The sequence below is a fragment of the Sphingomonas sp. CFBP9019 genome, from assembly GCF_034045155.1.
In the GTDB taxonomy this organism is placed as follows: Bacteria; Pseudomonadota; Alphaproteobacteria; order Sphingomonadales; family Sphingomonadaceae; genus Sphingomonas; species Sphingomonas aerolata.
Genome location: NZ_JAXCWK010000003.1, coordinates 697,031 through 720,763, shown reverse-complemented (window position 1 = coordinate 720,763; position 23,733 = coordinate 697,031). Strand labels below are relative to the sequence as shown.

The following is a 23,733-nucleotide window of genomic DNA, read 5'->3' as shown; positions in this document are numbered from 1 at the left end:
CGACAAGGATGTTGCGTGGAGTGCATTTGCAATGCTGGTGCCGATCGCAATCGGATTACTGGCTTTGCCGCTGATTTTTCGCAATGTCGGTCAGCAGGTATTTACGTTGTTCCTCCTGTCCTATGGTGCGATCAATTTCGCTCCAAGCCTTGACCTAGGCGTCGCTCGGACAATGCAGAGACGTGTGGCCTATGCCGCCCCCTTCCACGTCGAAACCTTGGGCGCGCTCGTCGCTCATTCGCTTCGCCGCGCCACGATCGTCGCAATGGCGATAGCCGTTTTCGCCACGATCGGTGCCGCTATCCTGTTTCCACCCCAGCATGACGGCGTTTCCAGGATTGGCCTACCACTCGTAACTGGACTCGGCGTGTCGCTGGCAATCTATGCCAATTGCCAGCGCGGAATCTTGGAAGGATTGGGCGCCTTTTCGCGTTCAGCACTCAATCGCGCTGCGGTCGGCATCATGTTAGTCGGCGCCCCCGTTGCCACGTCCTTCTTCGTTCGCGATGCAACCGCACTGAGCCTCGCCGCCCTAGTCGTGCGGATCCCATTCATTTGGGAACAGCAGCGTGCGATCCGTTCGACCGTAGCAGGCCGCGTCGTCGGCGAGGACGCCGAGCGCGAAGACGTCATCAGTGGCTTTATGCGCGAAAGCGGATGGTTTGCACTTCTTTCCATTCTGGCCGTCGCCATGTCTGGGTTCGACCGCTACATCATGATCGGTTGGGGCGGCTTGGCAGGCCAGACGTTGACGACGTTCCTCGCAACTCAAGATCTAGCACTGCGAGCCATCGCGGTTCCGGCGGCATTGCTTCCCGCTCTTGCCGTTCGACTCGCTGCAAGTAACGGTACCGCGGCAGCCCGCCCCCTTGCCCGCCGCCTGTTTCTCGCCATTGTACCGGGAGTGATGCTGGGATGCATCGGCGGGGCGTTGATCAGCCCCTATATTGTCCATCTTCTCTATCCACTACTTCCGGTCGGCGAAGCTAGCGCAGCGTTGCGCATCTTGTTCTTGGGTATCGCCGCTAGCGCGGTGGCGCAGTTCCCTATGGCACGCTTGGTTGCGGCGGGGCGCGCGCGAGATGCGGCACTGATGCATATGGGCGAATTAGTTATCTATTTGGCCTGCGTACCGCTCGCTATCGGGCATCTAGGGGCAGTAGGTGCGGCAGGGTTATGGTCTGGTCGGATCCTCCTTGATGCGGCATTGCTGACGCTATGGAGCGGTTATGTACAAAAGGAACGGTTATCGATGCTGCAGGAAGGAAGCGCCATTATCGTGGGCGTAGCCGTCATTTTGGCGATCGGATTGCTGGCGTGACGCGAGCGTGAGCGCACCCCTCACCCACGCGAATACGGTGCTCGAGGAGAACGACGCCGGGGATCCAATACGGGTCGGAACGACCGTGCCCTGGCGCATTCTAGCCTTCCCGCTGCTGACGAACCTCTGGCCCATCCTTCTGTTTGTGTCACAGAAGGCGTTCGTAATTCCCGCGCTCGTCCTGACCGGAGCAGGCGACACGGGGTATCGCCGTGACTTGCTGATCGCAGCTGCAATGTCGTGCGTCGGCCTAATCGTCTACGCTTTACAGTATGGCAATTCCTATGACCAAGCGCATTTAATCGGCTTTCTCCTCTTTGTCGTTTCAATGCCAACAATAAACTACGCCATCCGCCTTGACGCCGAAAAGCTACGCCGCTTTCTGACCTATTTAACTTTGTTCAATACAGCGATGGGCTTCTTTCTCTTATTCTCGAACATTGACCTATACGGCCTGCGTGGCTTGAATCGCGTTGTCGGCACCGACGGCATTACGGCCCGTATTTATTTTGAGTCGTCGAGCCTAGCCGCCGTTATCCTTCTAACAACTTTCAAGCGGCGATGGCTGCAGATTTTCACGATAGTTTCAGTATTTGCCTTCACATTACTTATTGCGAAAAGCGTAGTTATTGTAATGCTGCTCGGACTGAACTTGGTATTACCGTACCTTCTTAGAAGCTCGCTTGGCATCAAGGTTTTTGTTACAGTCGTGGCAATTATCGCCTTTACAGTGCTTTATATTTATTTGCCCATTATTCGACCAGATGTATATTTAAGCTTGAAGGTAAAGCAATTTCAGCTTGATATCATTACCGGGTCCCTTGGCGACCTTTGGTCGGGATGGGGGTGGGGCACCTTTTATCCTCAGCTCGCTAGCGATCCGGATCAACCTTACCAAGTTGAGATGCAGCTGCCGATGCTGCTACTACAATTGGGTCCTATTGCGCTATTATCAATAGTAACACTCATGCTGATGATGTTCCTGTCCTCTACACATAACAGGATTATGGGATTTGCCAGGTTTGCCGTTTATTTACTAATTGGATTTAACAATCCTTGGCTGTTTGTTCCATCATGGTTTTTGACCTGCCAGCTATTGTTCAGGTATGATAATGCACGCTAGTGACATACGTTTCCACGTGGTTCTATGCAGCCACAACGGCGCGGCGTTTATTGAAGACCAGATTGCATCTATTCTTCGCCAAGGCGATAGGATTGCTGTCTTGCACATTCACGATTTTGCATCGGGCGATAATTCGCGCGAGCTGCTCGACCGACTGAAGGCACAGGTCGGAAGCCGGATCCAGCTTCATTATCACCCTGACGCCCCCGGGGCTGCTGCATCTTTCGTCCGCGCCTTACAGCATACGGCCCCATTGCTTACAGAGCAGTCGCTTGTGTTCCTGGCGGACCAGGACGACATATGGCTTCCGGAAAAGCTATCTACTATTAACACCGAACTTGAACGCCGGCGCTTGTCCCCTGCCGAGCCGTTCATTCTCTTCCACGACGTTCATGTCGTCGACGATACGCTACAAATGATAAGGCCGACCTATTATACGGGCAATCCTTTCTACGTACCGCGCGACCTAGATCGCACCCGATTGCTAATGGCCAATCCCGCGATCGGGCATACTATGCTTATGTCGCCTGCCCTGATCAACTTGATGACGGCATGGCCCGACACAGACTGCTACATGATGCACGACTGGCTTGCGATGCTAATTGCCAGCCGCGTCGGGCGGATCGAGCAAATTCCTATGGCGCTCAGTCTTTATCGCCAGCATGAAAATAATGTTCTTGGTGCCTATCGCACCCGGGGCGGGATTGCATCGGTGTCGCGACTGCTGCGCTTCACTGATCGAATGGTCGTACAGGCGGTCGGCTTCGCACGGGCGGCGCACGATCTTTCAACAAAGCGAGCGATTGCGTCTTCTGGGCTGGAAGCATGGTGCCGATGCGGATATCGACCCGCTGCATTGGCATTATCAATGGGGGCCGTGATGCGTGGGCCGACTTGGCAGAGGAAGGCGATTGGCCTTCTATTGCTGGCCCGGGCAGTCATTGGACCGGCAAACGGAAAAACGGGACAGGGGCGTTCGTGAAGTTAGCAATAATCGGCACGGACGGTCTGCCCGCCCGGTATGGCGGGTTCGAAACGTTCGCTATGGAAGTTTCGCCCCGGATTGCAGGATTAGGCCACGAGGTCCTCGTGGTCGGCTCGTCGCGTGGACGGCCCGCTGGCGAAACGTTGCCCGAGGGCGTCACAGTACGGAATCTCCCACTGAGCGCCAACGGCATAGCCTCCATCCCCTATGATATAGTGAGTTTCGCCACCGTTTGCCATTGGGCCGACGCGGTGCTGCTACTAGGTGTGTCTGCCGGCCCCTTTGTCCCGATCATGCGGCGGCTGACACGCGGCGGCAATTTGATTGTCAACGTTGATGGTCTCGAATCTCGCCGTGCAAAATGGTCTCGACTAGGCAAACGTTATTTGGCAACAGCCGAAACGCTCGCAATTCGCGGTGCGCGACATATTGTTGCCGACAATCGTGGTATTGCGGATATTATCGCCCAGACCCATGGTCACACCTCTACTATCATTGCCTATGGCAATGATCATGTGTTGCAGATCGCCGATAGCGAATGCCGCCGAGTTCTTAAGTCTCAATTTGACCTGACACCGGATGGCTACTTTTTAACTGTCGCGCGGATCGAGCCCGAAAATAATATTGAAATGATGATCCGTTCGATCCCTCGCGATCACGGGGTCCCATATGTAATACTCGGCAACTTCACATCGTCCCCTTACGGCCTTGAACTTATTAAACGCTACCGTGACGATCCTTTGATACGCCTTATTCCTGCTACTTATGATCCGATGGCACTTGCGGCGTTGCGCTCGGGTTGTCAGGCATATCTTCATGGCCATAGCGTCGGAGGCACCAATCCGTCGTTGGTAGAGATCCTCCCCTATGGCCGTCCGACGCTGTGTTTCGATTGCTCCTTTAATCGATATACACTCGATAACAGCGGCGCATTCTTCGCCTCGACAGCCGATTTGAGCGCGTTGATCGAAGCTGGGTCTCTCGAACGTTATACTCCCCCACCTGCGCTCCAGACCGATCCACGCTATCAATGGCAGGCGATCGCCGAACGTTATGTCGCTCTGGCCTTTGAGGAATAAATCATGCTCGAAACCATTTTGCGCTGCCCTATGTGTAGCAGCGAAGCGCAACATAGTCGCTTTGATGCGGTTCCCGATTTCGTATTTCACGCCACAGACGAGCATTGGTCGGTCAATCAATGCGAGACCTGCGAAAGTCTATTCCTAGTCAATCGTCCAGGCGTTGATGAGATTGGACGCTATTATGAGCGCTATTACACCCATGAGAACGAGACCGGTACGCCATCGATCTCCGGCATCTCAGTTCAATCAGGCATAGCGAAAAAGCTCGCCAATAGCTGGCGCAACCACAAATATGGCAGCAAGCGCCCTTCACTTAATGGTTTAGGCGTGGCCGCCGCGTTGGCGATCCCGCCGCTGCGGGGCTGGATCGACGCCGAGTGCCGTCACCTTCCTACAAAGACGCCGTCTGGAAAACCGCTCCGCGTGCTTGACGTGGGGCATGGAGACGGACGCTTTTTGAAATTCGTGAAGGAAATTGGATACGAAGCGTCTGGGCTAGAGATTGACCCGAAGGCCGTTGAGCAGGCGCGCGCCGAACAGCTCGATGTTCATCAGGGTGATATCGACGCCGCCACATCGATTTGGGGCGACGGGTATTTCGACTATATCACGTTAAGCCATGTTATCGAACACGTGCATGACCCCCGGCACGTCATTGGCACGGCCAGCCGACTGCTCAAACCTGGCGGTAAATTGTGGATCGAATGCCCCAATCCGAACGCACAGGGGCTGGCCTATTATGGCGCACGATGGCGCGATCTCGACCCGCCACGCCATCTCTGCATACCCAGCTTTAAGGCACTCCGCATGGTAGCCAAGGAACACGGCCTCAATTTCGATGAGCAACATCGTCGGCCGTTCGTGCCGTTTGAAGTCTATCCCTTTTCAGCAACCGCAAGCGGGCATTCGGCGAAGAGCGGATATGCCAAAGCTGCTTGGGCAGAGCTTATAGGTCCGATTCGTCCACGACGTCGTGAATGGCTTACACTTACCTTTATCAAGCCTATCAGATGATTATTATACATCAATATTAATCCATGGTTTATATAGATGGATCAATTTAACTGTCTATATTGCAATAAATTATGACTCTATTAGGCGAAGTCTTAACATGACCGGCTCTTCTCCCGTGAAATTGATTCGACCCAACAGGTTTGGCGACACTAGAGGCTGGTTTACTGAAGTTTACTCGGTTCCTGCCTTTACCGCTTTGGGGATCGACTGTACCTTTCTTCAGGACAATCACTCCCTGTCGGTACCAGCGTTCACGCTGCGAGGGCTGCATTTCCAGACCCCGCCTCGTGGTCAGGACAAACTAGTGCGGTGCGTCCGTGGTGCAATCTTCGATGTCGCGGTGGATATTCGGAAAGGCTCGCCTACCTATGGCAAATGGATTGGCGCCGAATTGTCGGCAGAAAACGGCCATCAGCTGTTTATTCCGATTGGCTTCGCGCACGGCTTTGTGACGCTCGAGGACAATTGCGAAGTCACGTATAAATGCTCGGACACCTACGCACCTGAGAGCGATGGTGGCATCCGCTGGGATGATTCCGCGATCGGAATCGAGTGGCCGATGCCCGCTGGTACCATCCCCGAGCTGTCGGCGAAGGATGCGGCGCAGCCGCTGCTGGCCGATTTCGACAGCCCCTTTCCCTATGACGGCCGCCCGCTCGCGCCGCTCGCCTGAAGGACACACCCATGCGCATTTTCGTCACCGGCGGGGCCGGTTTCATCGGTTCGGCGCTTGTCCGTCATCTGATCGAAAACACCGACCATGAAGTACTCAACTTCGACAAGCTGACCTATGCGGGCACGCTGACGACGGTCGAGCGCGTCGCGGATTCGAACCGTTACCGCTTCGTCCAGGGCGACATCTGCGATGCGGACGCAGTCCGCGCGGCGATCGCCGGGTTCAAGCCCGACGTGATCACGCATCTCGCGGCCGAGAGCCATGTCGACCGCTCGATCGACGGCCCCGGCGCGTTCGTCCAGACCAACGTCGTCGGCACCTTCACGATGCTGAGCGAGGCGCGCGCCTATTGGCTGTCGCTCGGCGACACAGCGAAGGCGGCGTTCCGCTTCCACCATATCTCGACCGACGAGGTGTACGGCTCGCTCGGCGAGACCGGGCTGTTCACCGAAGAGACCCCCTACGACCCGCGTTCGCCCTATTCGGCGTCGAAGGCGGGGTCGGATCACCTCGTCAGCGCCTGGGGCCACACCTTCGGCCTGCCGGTGCTGATCACCAACTGCTCGAACAATTACGGGCCGTATCACTTCCCCGAAAAGCTGATCCCGCTGATGATCGTCAAGGCGCTCGCGGGCGCCGACCTGCCCGTCTACGGCAAGGGCGATCAGGTCCGCGACTGGCTCTATGTCGAGGATCATGTCCGCGCGCTCCACGCGGTGTTCGAAAAGGGCGAGCCCGGCCGGACCTACAATGTCGGCGGAAACAACGAGAAGCAGAATCTCGAGGTCGTGAAGACTGTCTGCACGATCCTCGATCGCCTCCGCCCGCGCGCCGATGGCCAACCTTATGCGACGCAGATCACCTATGTCGCCGACCGCCCCGGCCACGACAAGCGCTATGCGATCGACGCGACCCGGATCAAGGACGAGCTCGGCTGGGAGCCCGCCGAGACGTTCGAGACGGGCATCGAGAAGACCGTCGCCTGGTATCTCGACAACCAGGACTGGTGGCAGGCGATCGTCGCCGAGCACAAGGCCGACCAGCGCCGCGGGCTTTCCGTATGAAGCACGTCCTCGTCACCGGCGGCAACGGCCAGCTCGGCACCGAGCTCAAGCGCTATCCCTGGCCCCAGGGCTGGGCGGTCACCGCGATCGACATCGACGAGCTCGACCTGCGCGATACCACGGCGATCGCCGCGATGGTCGCGGGCGGCCATGACGGTGCGCCCTGGGCCGCGGTGATCTCGGCGGGGGCCTATACCGCGGTCGACAAGGCCGAGAGCGACATCGTCACCGCCTGGGCGGTCAACGCGATGGCGCCCGCGGCGTTTGCCGAGGCATGCGCAAAGGCGGCGATCCCGATTGTCCAGGTCTCGACCGATTACGTCTTCGACGGCGCGCGCGACGGCGCCTGGGAGGTGACCGATCCGGTCGCCCCGCTCGGCGTCTATGGCGCGTCCAAGCTTGGCGGCGAGCTCGCGGTCCGCACCTCGGGCGCGCGCCACGCGATCGTCCGGACCGCCTGGGTGGTCAGCGCGCACGGCAATAACTTTGTCAAGACGATGCTGCGCGTCGGCGCGACCAACCCGCGCCTGCGCGTGGTCGACGACCAGCATGGCAGCCCGACGTCAGCGACCGATCTCGCCGCGGCGCTCGCAACGATCGCGACGCGGCTCGTCGAGGATCCCGCCGCCCCCACCGGCGTCTATCACTTCAGCAACGCCGGCGCGGTCACCTGGGCCGGCTTCGCGCGCGAAATCTTCGCACAGAGCGCCGCGCGCGGCGGGGCGAGCGCCGAGGTCGATGGCATTCCGACCAGCGAATACCCGACGCCTGCGACGCGCCCGGCAAACTCGCTGCTCAGCCATGACGCGATCACGCGCGACTATGGCATCCATCCGCCGGCGTGGCAGACCGCGCTCGGCAATATCCTCGACGAACTGCTCGGGGCCCCCAAGAAGGACATTTCCCAATGAAGGGCATCATTCTCGCCGGCGGTTCGGGCACGCGGCTTCATCCGGCGACGCTCGCCGTGAACAAGCAGCTGCTGCCGGTCTATGACAAGCCGATGATCTATTATCCGCTGTCGGTGCTGATGCTCGCGGGCATCCGCGACATCCTGATCATCTCGAGCCCCGAATATATCGACAATTACCGTCGCCTGTTCGAGGACGGGTCCGCGTTCGGTCTCGCCATCTCCTATGCCGAACAGCCCCGGCCCGAGGGCCTCGCCCAGGCGTTCACGATCGGCGCGGACTTCATCGGCGACGACGATGTCGCACTCGTGCTCGGCGACAACATCTTCTTCGGCGCGCATCTGACCGATCTGCTGGCGAGCGCGGTCGCGCGCAAGGGCGGCGCGACGGTCTTCTCCTACCGCGTCGAGGATCCCGAGCGCTACGGCGTCGTCGAGTTCGGCGAAGGCGGCAAGGCGGTCAGCCTCGAGGAAAAGCCCGCAAAGCCCAAGTCGCACCATGCGGTTACCGGCCTGTATTTCTACGACAACCGCGTCGTCCAGTTCGCGCGCGACCTGAAGCCCTCCGCCCGCGGTGAGCTCGAGATCACCGATCTCAACCGCATCTACATGGAAGCGGGCGACCTGTTTGTTGAACAGATGGGCCGCGGTTACGCCTGGCTCGACACCGGCACGCATGACTCGCTCCTCGAGGCGAGCGAGTTCGTTCGCACGATTCAGCACCGCCAGGGCATCCAGATTGCTTGCCTAGAAGAGATTGCGTTTGAGAAGGGCTTTATAACGGTTGATCAAGCAAGGTATCGCGGTGAGCTATTTAAAAAGACTAGCTATGGTAAGGCAATATTGAATGCTATTAACCATTCTTGAGTTGTAATTCTTTAATATAATTATATTCATTATGCGATAATGAACGCGCTTTATGCTTTATACCTCTAGTTATCTATAACATAAAATAATTTTTATCTTCATTACATTAACCTATCCTGACTCTGCTTGCTCTTATTTTGAGTTTGGTAGTCGATGGAATGAAGTGGATGAGTATGCGAGATTCTTTAAGTCGGCGGCGTTTTTTGGAGACCACTGTCTGCTACGCAGGCTTGTCGGCCATATTGCAGGGCTGCGGTTCCGGTGAGACGACGGGAAATGGTCCGCCTATTGTTGTAGTACCAACGCCAACGCCAACGCCAACGCCAACGCCAACGCCACCTTCAACTCCGACGCCCCCCAGCGGTGAAGTTATAACCATTGCTTTTGCAGGATCTAGTAGCACAGAACAGTATCTATCTCTCTATTCTGGATCTTTAAGTAATCCGTCCGTAACGGTATCATCCGATGGAATTAACTTCACATCTTTAAATATGGGTGCTTTTGGAAAGTCATCCGGTGATAAAATTGCTAAAGAAACTGGAAGGCACGTTCGTTTTGTACGCGGGGGTATTGGCGGCACAACTTTAGACCAGTGGGCATCTGACACGTCTTTACAACGCGCTGCACTTGTTCAGAAAATTCGCGCGGCGGGTGGGGTCAGTATTATTTTGATTCAAATTGGCCGAAATGACGCTGCCACCCTGTTAATTACAAACCAAGAATCTCAAGAAAATAAGCTTACTAGGCTGATATCTCTTATCCGTACAGAGTCTGGCAGTCCTGAGGCTTTTGTTTTTATTGGTGGTAGCCAAGATATACTTAATAGCAGCCCTATGCAAAGGGTACAGCTTGGCTGGCAGCGCCTTGCGGAAGTTAATATTGTAAGCAAGGTATTTAACACAAGATACGCTTATTCGACTTATGACTTAAAGACTTTTGATCAAGTCCATCAAACGGAAGAATCCCAAATATTGAGCGGCATGCGGTTTGCCAACCAAGTTATATCACTATATCAGACCACGCCCGAACAGCGTGGCCCAAGAATAATTCGCACTACCTCGGTAAGCCAGAATTATACTGATATTGAGATAAGCCACGTAGGGGGTACCGACATATTTCCCGCCCGTAATATTAACGGTTTTCGGATTTCTTTAGAGAACGAAATTGACGAAATTTCTATATTATCAGCAGAGCGAAGGGGACCGACGACCGTCAGAGTTGGCCATGAGGCACGTGGCAACAGAAGGGTACGGTTATCGTACGCAATAACCAACGATGTTAGTGATGAGAATTGCCTTCGTGACAACTCGGACGCGCGTTTACCTGCTGAACCATATGCATCCGCATTGTTTTAGGTTTTTTCTTTAAAAGAATTACTTGCTAATAGCTGTACTTTTTGAGGTATTAGCCAGAATTATTTGTTCATTGCTAGAATACGACGGTGACAGCGAGGTAAACGGCGAAGGACAAGACTGTTGGGCAGATGTTTTAGCCGGTGGCGACGCCGCGCTAGTCCTTCAGGCGCCCGAACATGATCTCGTTGCGGCTGCGACATCTGTAGCGGCGCTTTTCGTATCTAACGAGTTCGAGCCGCGATTTCCAGCTTGGGATACATAGTTTCGATACGCTTATGTTGTAGAGCGCCTCTAATCCAATCGGCGTCATAACCACGATCGCCAAGCAGCCATTGCGCCTCTGGCAGGTCGTTCAGCAGCGCGGCTGCACCGGTATATTCGGTGATCTGTCCGGCGGTCATGAAGAAGATATGCGGTCGCTCGTTCGCATGGGTGACCGCGTGCGGCTAGGTATTCATGCCGCCTTTTGTGCGCCAATCAGGTGCCCGAGATCCCGATTTCAAACTCGCAAACTGGATGCCGTGCAGTATGCGTTCAAGTAGGTCGCATCGATCATGATGGCCTTGGGTTGGGCGTCCACAACAGCCAGGCCCTCCATCATGCCCGGACACAGGCCCCTCCCTTCTACCGATTGTACAGCGTCTTGTGGGGTTCATAAGGGCGGGGCGCGTCCCGCCATCGCAGCCCATTGCGATTGACGAAAACGATGCCGCTCAACGCCCGCCAACCATCAACCCGGGGCTTGCCGTGGCTTTTTGGAAAGTACGACTCCAAGCGCGCCGTCTGCTCATCGCTCGGTAAGAACAGATCGCTCACCCTAGGTCTCCTTGCTGAGCCTGATTCAGATCGAACGTTTCATATCGATGAGTCCTGACTCTAGACATTCTATTAATATCTCAAGTTTATATAGTTTCTATGGTTTAAGCATTACGGACTTAATAATGCGGAAAGTTAATAGAAGAAACATAGGCCTTGATAACTGGAGAGCTATTCTAGTTATAGTTGGAGTATGTCATCACGCTGCTATTAACTCCGATGGTTGGTGGCAACTTGTAGGAGTCGCTAGTCACAAGTTTAGAATGGAAGCATTTTTTGCTATTTCTGGTATTACGGCAGCTTATACAATAAGGAATAGGGATGTTGAAACTTGGCTAACTAAACGTCTTTTTTCTTTACTTATACCAACAATATTTGCTGGAATATTTTTAAATATTCCCACAGGGATAATAAACACGTTTTCTTCACAAGCCCGCATTGGGCAAGATATCTCTTTTCCAGATCATATTAGTTTTCCTATCTTACACCTTTGGTTTATGCCGGTTATAGTATTTTGTAGTGCAGTGTTGGCTTTTTTATTAAAGTTTCCAAACACATTATTGCTTATAGAAAATAGTACTTCTACTCTTTTTGCTGAGGCCAGCTCACTTAAAAGATACTTCTCACTACTTTTTGCGGTTTGGATGTTTGGATTTCTAGCTTTACTTATTGATATGCTCCTTGCTCATATTTGTTTTTTACTTTCCGACGCAAATAGATCAGTAAAAGTCTTGGCATATCTATTTTCCGCAACTGCTGGAAGAACCCCTTACTATCTAATATTTTACATGCTTGGGTGGTCAGCGTTGCGATATCCCGCAATGTACAAAGCTATATCTAGTCATAATAAATTTTCTGCATTTATAGTTTCTTCTGGTATATTTATTTTGATTCTGTCGTATATGCAATTTGGCGATATAATTTACCCATACAGAATTGATAATTTTTCTAACTTTTACGTTTTATACAATAATGCAGTTAAATTGTTTATGGCACCATGCTGCGTTTTCTTGATTATATTTAGTGTAAATCATATGAAAGACACGATAGTATATTCAAAAAATATCAGTGATGCATCTTATTCAATTTATATTGTTCATATATTGATTATTTCACTAATAGATTTATCATTTGGATCGTTTGGAATTGGCACATCTTACCGATATGCTTCAACTTCAGTTATTTCAATACTATCCAGCTACTTGATACACGTTCGTATAGTGAAGAAATACCCTGCAATGAGTTATCTTATCAACGGAAAAGGTGAATTTTCAAAAATATTCATGAAATTACCGAATAATGCCGTGCAGATATAGACACGTAATTAAACGGTGTTTACCATTGCCTATATAAATGGGGGAATGCATGAAGGTCGAAGAAACGACGTCGCGGAAGCGGCGCGTGCGTATGTGTGCGTTACAGACAAGCGCGATCGTAGCGACGTTTTTGGTGGCAGGCCCAGCATTCGCACAATGTGCGCCCGATCCTACGGCAGCCAACAGCACCACGACCTGCGCGGGCACCGACACAGACGGACTTTCGGTAACGACCTTCAATACGCGAGTCATCGTGCCAAGCGGGGCGATCTTACAGCCGGGCAGTGCAACGGCCGCAATCACGAGCAACTCGAGCAGCGCCGTCTTTCAGGTCGACGGGCTGATCGATGGCGGGGCCGGGAAAGCGGGGTTGTTCGTTACCACTGCAGCGCCGTTCACCACTGTATGTGTCGACCCGTATGCGGGCGCTTCGGTCAACTATTGCACGCCTGGTTCCACCTACACGACCTATCCATCTTCCAGCGCGAATGTCTCGATCGCACAAGGCGGCAGGATTACCGGTGCGCAGGGTATCCTACTGCGACGTGATCCCAGCAACACCAGCGGATATGTCTCCGCATCGATCGACAATGCAGGTACAATTACCGGCACGGCAGGTCCTGCCATACTCATGGACCCGTCGGCGGGCATCGGGTCAATGTCGATCACCAACCGTGCAACCGGACTGATCGGCGGGATCAGCGGCGCCGTCTCTTACATCACCAACGCCGGGACGATCGATGGGGGCAATATTGCCGCCCTCGCATCGAGCGTACAGGGGACGAATGTTATCAACACTGGCCGGATCGTCTCGAACGGCCAAGCCACGACCCTGAGCAGCATCGGTTTTCTATACGTCAACAACGCCGCGGATGCGGTGATCGGAGGCAGTACAACCGCGATCAACACTAGCGGTGCGCTGTCACTGGTCAACGTCGGCACGATCAACGGATCGGTCATCTCGACGGCAGGATCCGGATTTGGCAGCACGATCGACACGCGCCTGGGCATCATCAATGGTAATCTGACCCTTGGCGCAGGCAACGACACGCTGCGCGCGCGCTATGACGCCGCGACCGGCCGGATCGCCTCGATTACCGGAACGGTCGACGGCGGAGCGGGGAGCGATACGCTGGCGTTCGGCGTCGATGCCGATGCGGTGTTCACCCGTGCGGTGCTGCCGACCAATTTCGAGCTGCTGGGCTTCGACCTGAGCAACAATGCGGTGGCGACGCTGGCCGCGGGCTTCACGTCCGGCACCGGTATATCGGTCAGCGGCACGGGCGCGCTCGTCAACCAGGCCGCGCTGGTGACCAACGGGCAGGCCGTGATCGCGGCATTCTCGTCCTATGGTCTCGACTTCACCAACCAGGGGTCGATCACTGCATCGCTAGGCGGCACTGGCCTGTTTGCCGTGGGCACGCCGGCGACGGTGACCAACTCGGGCACGATCACCGCCAATGGCGGCTCGGGCGTGCAGGCCTATACGACGCTGACCAACAGCGGCGTGATAACGGCAGCGGGGACCGGCGCTGCGGTCGTCTATGGCACGCTGGCCAATAGCGGGACGATTCGTTCGGCCGCGGGCATCGGCGCGACGATTTCCGGCGGGGGTTTCAGCGGATCGACCAACGACGGGACGATCATCGGCGCGACCACCGGCGTGTCGCTGTCGAGCGGACGACTGGTCAACACGGGCACGATAACAGGCGGCACCACGGGCGTTTTGCTGGGATATGGCACGACGCTGATCAACGCCGCGTCAGGCACGATCACGGGCGGGACCGCGGCGGTGAGCGGCACCGGATCGTCCGTCGCAATCGTCAACGCCGGCCAGATCGCCGGTACGGTGAACCTCGTTTCGCCCTACAGCTTCGATTCGAGCAACGATGTGTTCGTCGATGCGGGCGGCACCGTGACCGGCGCGATCCGGCTGGGTGGCGGTGACGATATGCTCGTCGCCGACCTGGCGAGCACAGGCACGCGACCGCTGGCAGGGGCGATCGGCGGGGTCGATGCGGGCGCCGGCTACGATACGCTGCGCTACCGGGTCAATGCCGATGCCAGCGCGGCGCTGGCACTGACCGGCGGGTTCGAGGGGCTCGCCTATGAGCTGACCGACGCCGCGGCGCTGACGCTGACCGCCGCGACGCCGTTTGCCACCACGATCGGGCTGACCGGCAACGGATCGGTGACGCTGAACGGGACGATCTCGGCGACCGATCGCACGCTGATCGATACCGGGATCCTGACGGTCGACCAGCTGACCATGGGCACCGCCGGACCGGCACAGGCGCTGACGATCACCAACGCCGGCACGCTGGCGCTGACCACGACCACGCAGACCAACTTCTATTCGACGCTGGCGGCGATCGCCGCAGGCACCGCCGACGTCACCAACAGCGGCACGATCACCGTCGCCAATGCGGCCGGCCGCTATTATCCGGCAGTCGCGATCCGCGGCGGGAACAGTGTTACCAACAGCGGCACGATCACCCTGAGCGGAGGCGGCACGGCGATCAGCGGTGCGCGCGACATCGTCAATTCGGGCACGATCACGGATATTTCCGGCACGGATATTTCCGGCACCGGTGCGGGCGCAATCGGCGTGACGGCCTTCACCACACTGGCCAACAGCGGCACGATCCGGGTCGACGGTACCGCCGTGCAGGGCAGCTATTATTATAGCCCCGTGCAGATCACCAACAGCGGCACGATCGAGAGCCGCAAGGCGACCGCCGTCACGCTGGGCTATGGCAGCGTACTGACCAACGAGACGACCGGGACGATCAGCGGGCTGACCGCGATCGACCTCTCGAGCGGCGGGACGATCGTCAACCGCGGCACGATCATCGGCGATGTCGCGGCGACGTCGCCCTACGCCTATTCGAGCGCCGTCTACGTCGCGGATGGCGGCATGGTCACCGGCAACGTGACCTTCGGGTCGAGCACCGACATGTTTCTTCAGACCGGCGCTACGACCGGGGTGAGCGGGACGATCGATGGCGGCGCCGGCTTCGACATCTTCGGCTGGTCGCGCAACGCCAGCGACAGCATCGCGCTCGACCAGCGGACGGGGATCAATTTCGAAGCCGATTACGTCGAGGCGCTCGGCACCGACACCCGCGTGACGTTGACCGCGGCGAACCCTGTCACAAATGACCTGTACCTCCGGGGCGACGGCACGATCGTCAACGAGGCGACCATCGATGGCGCCGCGTGGACCTATCTTCCGATCAGCACGGCCGGGCTGGCCCAGACCAACGGGCTGGCCGCGTTCGTCAACCGGGGCACGATCTCGGGTGGCGTGAGCGGCGCGGTCTACGCCTTCACCAATAGCGGCACGGTCGGCGCAGAATCGCTTGTGTCGAACGCAGTCTACCAGGGCGTTTCGTCGGGAACATTGTCCTTCGACAACAGCGGCGCGATCGCCTCGTCGGGCGACTATTACACCGCAAGCCTGGAAGGCTATGGCCTCGACGGCCTCACCGCAACCAACAGCGGCACGATCACGGGCGGACTCGCGATATCGGCCACCACGGTTCTCGACCAGACCGCCCCCGTCACAATCGCGGTCGCCAATAGCGGCACGATCACGTCCGCCACTGGCACCGCGCTAGTGATCTCGACCGGCAGCGATTACTATTTCGGCGGCCCGAGCGCGGTCACGCTGACCAATGACGGTACCGTCACCGCCAGCGGAGAAGGCGGCGTTGCCGCGCGGCTGTACATGCAGGGCAGGTTCGGCTCGACGGTGAGCTCGACCTACGCGATCGCCAATACCGGAACGATCGAGGCGACCGGCAACGGCCTGACCCAGACCTATCAGGATTGGGACGGCACGCGCTACACCTATACCATTCCGGCGGCCGGCCTGCTGTTGGATACCGGGACCAATGTGACCGGGACGATCACCAACAGCGGGACGATCCAGGCGACCGGCACGTCCGCAGTCGCGCTGCTAGTATCGGGCACCGCGCTCGACCTGACCAACAGCGGCACGATCCGGGGCGGCACCGGCAGCGTGCTGGCGAACGGCTACCCGCTTGACGGCACCAGCCTGGCCGGTGCGATCCAGAGCTGGGCCGGCGCCGACGACCGGATCGTCAACACCGGTGCGATCTTCGGGTCGGTCGATCTCGGCGACGGCAACGACAGCATCGAGAACCGCGGCCGGATTGAGGGCAACGTCGCGCTCGGCGCGGGCGACGACAGCTTCCTCCAGCGCGCGGATGCGGTGCTGGTCGGCGCCGTCGATGCGGGCGAGGGGAATGACGGCCTGATCGTCGATGCGACCGTGGGTGGCGCGGTCAATGGCGACCAGTTCGTCAATTTCGAGCGCTTCACACAGGTGGGCAGCGGCAATGTCGCCTATTCGGGGACTTTCCGCTTCGACACGATCGGCGTGTCGGGCGGCGATGTGACGGTCGCGGCCGGACAGGTCCTCACCAGCGCAGGCACGGTGACGATCACCGGCGGAGAGGCGGCCGAAGGCGTGACCAATGCGGGCACGATCGCCGGCAGCGTCGACCTGGGCGCGGGCGACGACCGCGTCGTCAACACCGGCACGATCCAGGGCGCCGTCCTGCTGGGCGCCGGCAATGACCGCTTCGTCGAAGGCACCGGCAGCAGCGTCGCGGGCGGCGTTGATGGCGGCGCGGGCGACGACCTGTATGGTGTCACGCTTGCCGGCAACCGCAGCGGCATCGGCCAGCGCAACAACTTCGAGCGCCTGAGCGTCGAGGGCAATGGTACGTTGGGCCTGACACTCGATCAGGGCTTCCAGTCGATCGCACTCGCCGGCACCGGCCTCAACCTCGCGCTGGGTGGCTTCGTCGTCGGCACCGTGACGGGCTCAGACGCGGCCGAGGCGCTGGCGGTCGACGGCGATGTCGCCATGGTCTCGCTTGGCGCCGGCAACGACGAACTGGCGCTCGGCGCGATGCGTGCAGGCGGGCTTTACATGGGCGGGGCAGGCTCCGACCTGTTGCGCTTCACCGCGAACGCACCGGTCACCCTGGCGGGCACGGCAACCGGCTTCGAGCGCATCGCGCTTGCAGGTGGCGCGCTGACCGTGACGGGAACGCTCGGGACCGCCGGCACTGCGCTGACGTTCGGCGACGATGCGCAGAGCGTCACCGTCGCACCGGGGGGCACGCTGGCCGGAACGATCGATCTCGGTGCGGGCAATGACGGCTTCCGCCTGACGGCAGGCGGTACGCTGCTCGGCACCGTCTCGGGTGGAGCCGGGACCGACACGGCGACGCTCGAACTGGCGGGCGACCGCACGCTCGGCGCCGACATGCTGCGCGACTTCGAGATCCTGAACGGCGAAGGCAGTGGCACGCTGACGCTGACGGGCGCTCAGACCTATGAGCGCGTCAATGCTGCGACCAACCTGACGATCGGCTCGGGGGCGTCGCTCACGGCTCCGGTCGTGTTCGGGGCAGCCGATAACCGCTTCACGGTCGCGGGCAGGTTCGCAGGCTCGGTCGATGGCGGGGCTGGTACGGACGCGATCCTGGTATCGGGCGGCAGCGCCGCGGCACCGGTCGCATTCGGCTCGATCGCGAATGTCGAGGCGTTCGGGATGACCGCAGGCTATGCGACGATCGCCGGCGATGCCTCGCTGAATAGTGTCGACATGGCGGGTGGTCGACTTGTCGGCCTGGCCGGATCGACGATCCGCGCGGCGCAGATCGCGGTACGCTCGGGCGCGACCTTCGGGTCGGCCGGGTCGGTGATCGGCAATATCGCGGTCGCCGGCACGCTCAGCCCTGGGGCTTCGCCGGGTACGATGACGGTGACGGGCAACGTCTTGCTTGCGAGCGGATCGGTGTCGCTGTTCGAGATCACGCCGACCGTGGCCGACACGCTCGTGATCAACGGTGGGCTTTCGATCGCGTCGGGGTCGACGCTCCGCATCGTCGCGGAAGGTGCGATCCGGCCGGGCACGTCCTACGACCTGATCGTCGCAAGCGGCGGGATCAACGGTAGCTATACGACGATCGACAAGTCGGCGTCGTTGTTCGGCTTCGTCGTGCAGCGTGCCGACCGGATCCAGCTGCTCGGCCAGTTCCTCGGCGATCCCGCGTTCAACCCGCAGGTCGCGCGCAGCATCGACTATGCCAATGCCGCGATCCAGGTGCAGCCGGCGACCAGTACGCTGTTTGCCGCCTTGCCCGCACTGCTGACGGCGAGCGGCGCATCGAACAGCCAGGCGTTCGCGCAATTGACGCCCGAAGCCTATGCCTCGGCGACGCAGATGGGCGTCGACCAGACGCTAAGCCTGACCGACGTCGCACGCGGACCGGGCTTTGCGACCACCGACCGCGAGGACGTCGGCCTCTTCACCTTCGCGCAAGGGATTGCGCAGTGGCACACGCTCGGCGCCGATCGCGACGCGGGTACCGCGAAGGCCCGCAGCAGCGGTTACGGCTTCCTCGGCGGGATCGGCATCGGCAACCGTGACTGGTCGGTCGGCGCATTTGCGGGCTATCTCGACAGCCGCCAGCGGATCACTGACCTTGGCGCCGCGACCAGCACCGATGGTGTCGTCGCAGGCGTCCACGGCCGCTACACGGCAGGCAATATCCGGATCGGCGCGTCGATCCTGTATGATGGCGGCGATGCCCGTACCACGCGCGCACTGCCGGGGGCGAGCAGCGCAACCGGGCGCTATGGTCTACACAGCTGGGCGACCGACCTGTCGGTCGGCTATGCGCTGGCCATGGCGAATGACTGGACGCTGACCCCCAAGGTCGGCGTGACCTATCTGCGCACTACCCGAGACCGGGTGAGCGAGGCCGGCGGGCCGTTCGCCTTGACCGTGGCGCGCGACCGCCATGTCACGGGCTTTGCCGATGCCGGCGTGACGTTCGCGCGCAGCGAAGCGTCCGACGCCGCGTTCCGTCCCTATGTCGGGTTCGGCGCCCGCACCCGGATCGAAGGGAAGCGGGCCGATGCGGTCGCAGGCTATGCCGGTGCACCGCTGACGCTGACCGCGCTGGGCGCCCCGCGCGCACGGGTGACCGGTACGGCATCGGCCGGCGTCGCATACCGCCTGCCGAGCGGCGTCGAGCTGTTCTCGACGGTTGAAGCGCAGACTGGCCAGGACGACCACCGCGAGAGCATCGCAACGGGCGTGCGGCTGCGGTTCTGAAATAGAGGATGGCTACATGTCGATGTGTCGACATGTAGCCATTTACTTTCTGCCTACCGGGATCGAGCTTCAACTGCATAGCAGGGCCTCGCCACCGGCTGGGGCAGCAAGGAATGCGCATAGGCTCTTTGCAGGAGTCGCCTGACTGACCCCAACCAGGGCGGCGACGGTGTGCTGCGTATCGCCATCTGCGAGCCGCTGTAGCGCCTCGGCCTGCTGATGATGGGTAAGGGCCGCGCGATGACCGAACTTGACGGCCCCAGCCTTAGCTTGGAGCCCTGCCGCGCTCAGCGATACGATGGCGCTGCCAGCCAGCCGCGATCCCCGGCACGGCATTGATAACTTCGGCAACCTGCGAAGTGGTGTCGACCATCGGCTCGGTGACCGATCGAAAGCCCGCACCGACTTTTTCACCGCATACAGAATGTTTAGAAGATCGCGGGTGTTGCGGGCCAAGCGATCAGTCGACGTCACCATCAGCACGTTGCCGGCGTCGAGCGCGCCGAGCGCGCTTGAGCTGGGGCCACTCGACAGCCGTGCCGCTACCTTCTCGCGATAGATCTTGGTGCAACTGGCTGCATCGAGCTGGGCAAGCTGCTGGGCCAGATCCTGCCGTTGGATGACACAGGTGCGTAGTCGTAAATCATGCACTGATTGTGCATTAATTTATGCATGTGGAAGCGCTTGTAATTCGGCCATTTTGCGTATGATGCAAAACTTCTAAGTTTCGGACGTTGCGTATGTCCCACCTTTTGCGACGCTAAGCGCCCTCTCGCCGCGATCGTGTAAACGCTCACGCTTTCTGGCGGCGTTTCGTGGGCGTCAGCGGTCATTCGATGCGACCGGCCCCGGAACGTCCGAACTTGGTGCTCAGCTGCCGTCCATGACGTCGCTGGCCCGAAGCCATGGAAACTCGGTTGCGGCCTCCCGCTCCGCAGTAGTCGGCAAAACCCCGAGTGTTCTACACTGAGCGATATGACCGCGGGCGCGAAGATTAGAACGGAGCAGGCGGCTTATTCGTCATTGATACGCGTTGAATATCACCATCAATCCCTAGCACTACCTCTATTTCCCAGTAGCGTTTTCCAAGCCCGTCAGGTGCGTAGGCGAGCCGATATGGCTGCCATAGCTCGTTGTCGCTGCGCACCCTTTCGACACTCCACACGCTCTTGAACGGCACCTTCAAAAAGACGTCGAGCGGTGAAACCTTGGCCTCATCATAGGAGGCAATCGATCCCGCGAGTAATTCAAAAGACTCAAACTTACCGGCTTCTAAGTTACGTTGAGCCTCCTCCAACTTGGCAATAAGACTAACTGCATCTTGAGGGCTGAGTCCCGTTAATTGCCTCGTGCTTGGAGCTGGCGCAGCCTGCCTCGCCTGTGCCCCACCAATAGCGGATTGCCCCGCCAGCCCTATAATAAGAGCAATGTGCCAGATTCGCATGGTTTGTCCTTGGGCGATCGGAGTTGCCCCGGTAACCGCATGGAGCCCGCTCAAATGCTATACCCCGAAGGGCTTGATGCGAAACCTGCGATTTTATCACGGATATCCGGCATGGTGGATTGCCGACGTTACCTTACGAGCGGCCTATTCCGCAGGCTGACGGTATTCGAGCGGAATAGGTTTGAAGATAGCAGCTGACGCGCATCCTAAAACCAAGCCAGTCAGGACTAACGGGCTGAAGGCAGCGCTGCCTCGGATCATCTCGATCGCACCGGTCACGGCAAGCCAAGTGACACCTAGCAGAAACAGCCTCGCGAAGAACATTCGGAGTCGTGGATGCATCCGATTTTTCAGCCGCGTGGTCCAACTCGACATCAACAGCTCCCGTTCTTGCAAGAACATGTCATACGCCGGCCACGTCCGCAATTAGGCGTAAGCGGAATAACCGGGATTGGTGGACAGCGGACGGGCGGCTTTTCAGACGCCCTCTAGCAAATGCCGCCGTCGCGAGCGGCACGGTTGTGTTCTACTTCGTGACGTTCACCGTGACTGTATCCGATACTAATTGGGCATAGCGGACTGGCTTGGACGGGAAGTTGAAGAGGAATACCCGGGCTCTCACTTTGTATCGGCCTGCTCCAGGGAAAGTCGTTCTTGCGCTTTCGTGAGTAAAGATGCGGTAAGGCGATGTTACTGATATGGCGATCAGCTCCTCTATCTTAAGAGGAGGCGGGGGCGGTGAGCCTGCCATTGGTTCGGCAGGCGCGACTGGTTGCCCGTCTTCCGAGATGACTTCAAACGCAATGCCCCGTGTGGGTTGCAGAAACGGCGATACGGCAAAGTTATTGTCCTTTGCGATAAGGTCGACTTCGATGGGCGCATCGCCGCGCATGGACAAGGTAGCCGCATGCAAGCGGACCTCGATAGGGGGCTTTTCTCCTGCCCATGCTGCCTGAGCGGGAGGCCTCCAGGTTGCCGCAGCCTGGAGGCCTATAAGCCAGAGCAGTGGCACACTGAAATTCCTCTATCCGTCAGCACTATCATAGCGCCTATGAACGAATGACCGGTCTTGGGTATGCTGCACGACCCGTCAAGCGGCGACAACTGTGAAGGAAATCGGGCACCGGCAGGTGTACGATATCCTCCAAAGCAGGAAGCCGCGGGCCTCGGGTGCTGACCTATGGGTTTTTCGGTTTTCGCGTCGGTTTGAGGCGCATCCAACGGCCGAATGGGTGTGTACTGTTGGGCCGAAACGACGTCGTCAGGCGCGGGTTCCCGCTTGAATTTGGGTTGGGACAGGGGCGTGAGATGTTGGTCAGCACGCGGAGCGGCATCTTCGGCGTGAGCGTCACCATCGCCGGAAGCGCACAGGCCGCGCGGCGGAATGCAGGTGAGCCATGCCGGGTCATGACGCTGTGGTCCCGGTTGGGTTGGTGTCATACGGCGGTGCGCGGGGCTGGCGCCATCGTTCGAAGGTTTCGATGACGACCATGCGTCCCCCGCAGCATGGGCATGGAGGGCGGGCATCCTCGGGTTCGGCGGGCGCGGCAGCGGTTACGGGCGGGGCGACACCGAGCAGTTGGCGGGCGTGTTCGAGGTGAGCCTTGCGGGTGGCGCCAGCGAGCAGGCCGTAATGGCGGATGCGGTGGAAGCCCTTCGGGAGAACGTGGATCAGGAGGCGCCGGATGAACTCGTCAGCGGCCAGCGTCATCAGCTGCTGCCGGTCGGCGACATCGTTGCGGTAATTCTTGTAGCGTAATGTCACCCCGGTCTCGTCGAAGCGGACGAGGCGGCTTTTCGAGATGGCGACCCGGTGGGTGTAGCGCGACAGATAGGCGAGCACCGCCTGCGGTCCCGCGAACGGCGGTTTGGCATAGACGACACAGGTCTTTTTGCGGACCGGGGACAGGTGTCGCAGGAAGGCGCGGCGGTCGGCGAGTGCGCAAGACTGCCGAAGAAGCCGAGCCGTCCCGCCTCGTACAGCGCCATCAGCCGGGTCAGGAACAGGCGGCGGAACAGCTTGCCGAGCACACGCACCGGCAGCAGGAACGCGGGGCGTGACGACACCCAGCGGTTGCCGTCCGGGGACAGCCCGCCGCCGGGTACGATCATGTGGATGTGCGGGTGGTGGGTCATCGCCGACCCCCAGGTATGAAGGACCGCGGTGATGCCGATGCGGGCGCCGAGATGCTTAGGGTCAGCGGCGATGGTCGTCATCGTGTCGGACGCCGCCTGGAACAGCAGGCCGTAGAGCGCAGCTTTGTTCTGGTACGCGATGTCGGCGACCTGGGCCGGCAGCGTGAACACGACGTGGAAATAACCGACCGGCAGCAGGTCGGCCTCGCGCTCGGCAAGCCATGCGCGCGCGGCCGCCCCCTGGCACCGGGGACAATGCCGGTTGCGACAGGAGTTGTAGGCGACCCGCCAGTGTCCGCAGTCGGTGCATGCCTCGGTGTGGCCGCCGAGCGCAGCGGTGCGGCGATGTTCGATGGCCGACATGACCTTGAGCTGGTCGACGCTCAGATGCCCGGCGTGGGCAGTCCGGTACGCAGGACCGGCAGCACGAAAGATGTCGGCGACCTCGAGCGAGGTGCGCAT

General features: G+C 58.9%; 13 protein-coding genes and 3 pseudogenes. 12 read left to right on the top strand and 4 right to left on the bottom strand.

Going from position 1 to position 23,733, the window contains the following annotated elements:
* The first annotated feature begins 31 nt into the window (after window positions 1–31).
* From SOM18_RS11425 to SOM18_RS11380, 10 genes are all read left to right on the top strand, one after another.
* Window positions 32–1,321 (top strand): hypothetical protein, encoded by a 1,290-nt coding sequence (locus tag SOM18_RS11425; RefSeq protein WP_320481709.1) that lies wholly within the window; start codon window positions 32–34, stop codon window positions 1,319–1,321.
* Window positions 1,322–1,328: 7 nt separating this feature from the next.
* Complete coding sequence (locus SOM18_RS11420; RefSeq protein ID WP_320481708.1) at window positions 1,329–2,444, top strand: hypothetical protein; 1,116 nt, start codon at window positions 1,329–1,331, stop codon at window positions 2,442–2,444.
* A complete protein-coding gene (locus tag SOM18_RS11415; RefSeq protein WP_320481707.1) occupies window positions 2,434–3,426 on the top strand; it encodes a glycosyltransferase in 993 nt (330 codons plus the stop codon). The genes SOM18_RS11420 and SOM18_RS11415 overlap by 11 nt, the downstream gene beginning before the upstream one ends.
* A complete protein-coding gene (locus tag SOM18_RS11410) occupies window positions 3,423–4,508 on the top strand; it encodes a DUF1972 domain-containing protein (RefSeq protein ID WP_320481706.1) in 1,086 nt (361 codons plus the stop codon). Before SOM18_RS11415 ends, SOM18_RS11410 begins: the two co-directional genes overlap by 4 nt.
* A gap of 3 nt (window positions 4,509–4,511) precedes the next feature.
* Window positions 4,512–5,525, top strand: coding sequence for a class I SAM-dependent methyltransferase (locus SOM18_RS11405; RefSeq protein ID WP_320481705.1), 1,014 nt, complete (start codon window positions 4,512–4,514; stop codon window positions 5,523–5,525).
* Between the two features lie 97 nt (window positions 5,526–5,622).
* A complete protein-coding gene (gene rfbC / locus SOM18_RS11400; RefSeq protein WP_320481704.1) occupies window positions 5,623–6,198 on the top strand; it encodes a dTDP-4-dehydrorhamnose 3,5-epimerase in 576 nt (191 codons plus the stop codon).
* 11 nt (window positions 6,199–6,209) lie between these two features.
* The gene (gene rfbB, locus SOM18_RS11395) at window positions 6,210–7,265 is read left to right on the top strand and encodes a dTDP-glucose 4,6-dehydratase (RefSeq protein ID WP_320481703.1); all 1,056 of its coding nucleotides are present in this window, start codon (window positions 6,210–6,212) and stop codon (window positions 7,263–7,265) included.
* A complete protein-coding gene (gene rfbD, locus SOM18_RS11390) occupies window positions 7,262–8,176 on the top strand; it encodes a dTDP-4-dehydrorhamnose reductase (RefSeq protein WP_320481702.1) in 915 nt (304 codons plus the stop codon). Before rfbB ends, rfbD begins: the two co-directional genes overlap by 4 nt.
* On the top strand, window positions 8,173–9,042 hold the full coding sequence (gene rfbA, locus SOM18_RS11385) for a glucose-1-phosphate thymidylyltransferase RfbA (RefSeq protein ID WP_320481701.1): 870 nt from the start codon (window positions 8,173–8,175) through the stop codon (window positions 9,040–9,042). The genes rfbD and rfbA overlap by 4 nt, the downstream gene beginning before the upstream one ends.
* Before the next feature lie 158 nt (window positions 9,043–9,200).
* Window positions 9,201–10,397, top strand: a complete 1,197-nt coding sequence (locus tag SOM18_RS11380) for a sialate O-acetylesterase (RefSeq protein ID WP_320481699.1) — start codon at window positions 9,201–9,203, stop codon at window positions 10,395–10,397.
* Window positions 10,398–10,533: 136 nt separating this feature from the next.
* On the opposite strand, the pseudogene SOM18_RS11375 reads toward SOM18_RS11380, so the two are convergent.
* Window positions 10,534–11,213, bottom strand: a pseudogene (locus SOM18_RS11375) (IS5 family transposase); the annotation flags it as partial.
* A gap of 125 nt (window positions 11,214–11,338) precedes the next feature.
* On the opposite strand from SOM18_RS11375, the gene SOM18_RS11370 reads away from it, so the two are divergent.
* Both SOM18_RS11370 and SOM18_RS11365 read left to right on the top strand, forming a co-directional pair.
* Complete coding sequence (locus SOM18_RS11370; protein WP_320481698.1) at window positions 11,339–12,529, top strand: acyltransferase family protein; 1,191 nt, start codon at window positions 11,339–11,341, stop codon at window positions 12,527–12,529.
* 658 nt (window positions 12,530–13,187) lie between these two features.
* Window positions 13,188–19,691, top strand: coding sequence for an autotransporter outer membrane beta-barrel domain-containing protein (locus SOM18_RS11365; RefSeq protein ID WP_320481697.1), 6,504 nt, complete (start codon window positions 13,188–13,190; stop codon window positions 19,689–19,691).
* 69 nt (window positions 19,692–19,760) lie between these two features.
* Here the strand turns inward: SOM18_RS11365 and SOM18_RS11360 are convergent.
* The 3 genes and pseudogenes from SOM18_RS11360 to SOM18_RS11350 form a co-directional block, all read right to left on the bottom strand.
* A pseudogene (locus tag SOM18_RS11360) lies at window positions 19,761–20,338 on the bottom strand (recombinase family protein).
* Between the two features lie 347 nt (window positions 20,339–20,685).
* Window positions 20,686–21,135 (bottom strand): hypothetical protein, encoded by a 450-nt coding sequence (locus SOM18_RS11355; protein ID WP_320481695.1) that lies wholly within the window; start codon window positions 21,133–21,135, stop codon window positions 20,686–20,688.
* A 1,405-nt stretch (window positions 21,136–22,540) separates the two neighbouring features.
* A pseudogene (locus SOM18_RS11350) lies at window positions 22,541–23,733 on the bottom strand (IS91 family transposase).

What these genes read in the sequence shown, in the direction of transcription:
- rfbC (WP_320481704.1), top strand. Translation starts at nt 5,623, where the DNA reads ATGACCGGCTCTTCTCCCGTGAAATTGATTCGACCCAACAGGTTTGGC.
- SOM18_RS11370 (WP_320481698.1), top strand. Translation starts at nt 11,339, where the DNA reads ATGCGGAAAGTTAATAGAAGAAACATAGGCCTTGATAACTGGAGAGCT.
- SOM18_RS11365 (WP_320481697.1), top strand. Translation starts at nt 13,188, where the DNA reads ATGTCGATCACCAACCGTGCAACCGGACTGATCGGCGGGATCAGCGGC.
- SOM18_RS11425 (WP_320481709.1), top strand. Translation starts at nt 32, where the DNA reads ATGCTGGTGCCGATCGCAATCGGATTACTGGCTTTGCCGCTGATTTTT.
- SOM18_RS11405 (WP_320481705.1), top strand. Translation starts at nt 4,512, where the DNA reads ATGCTCGAAACCATTTTGCGCTGCCCTATGTGTAGCAGCGAAGCGCAA.
- rfbD (WP_320481702.1), top strand. Translation starts at nt 7,262, where the DNA reads ATGAAGCACGTCCTCGTCACCGGCGGCAACGGCCAGCTCGGCACCGAG.
- rfbB (WP_320481703.1), top strand. Translation starts at nt 6,210, where the DNA reads ATGCGCATTTTCGTCACCGGCGGGGCCGGTTTCATCGGTTCGGCGCTT.
- rfbA (WP_320481701.1), top strand. Translation starts at nt 8,173, where the DNA reads ATGAAGGGCATCATTCTCGCCGGCGGTTCGGGCACGCGGCTTCATCCG.
- SOM18_RS11355 (WP_320481695.1), bottom strand. Translation starts at nt 21,135, where the DNA reads ATGCGAATCTGGCACATTGCTCTTATTATAGGGCTGGCGGGGCAATCC.
- SOM18_RS11415 (WP_320481707.1), top strand. Translation starts at nt 2,434, where the DNA reads ATGCACGCTAGTGACATACGTTTCCACGTGGTTCTATGCAGCCACAAC.
- SOM18_RS11380 (WP_320481699.1), top strand. Translation starts at nt 9,201, where the DNA reads ATGAAGTGGATGAGTATGCGAGATTCTTTAAGTCGGCGGCGTTTTTTG.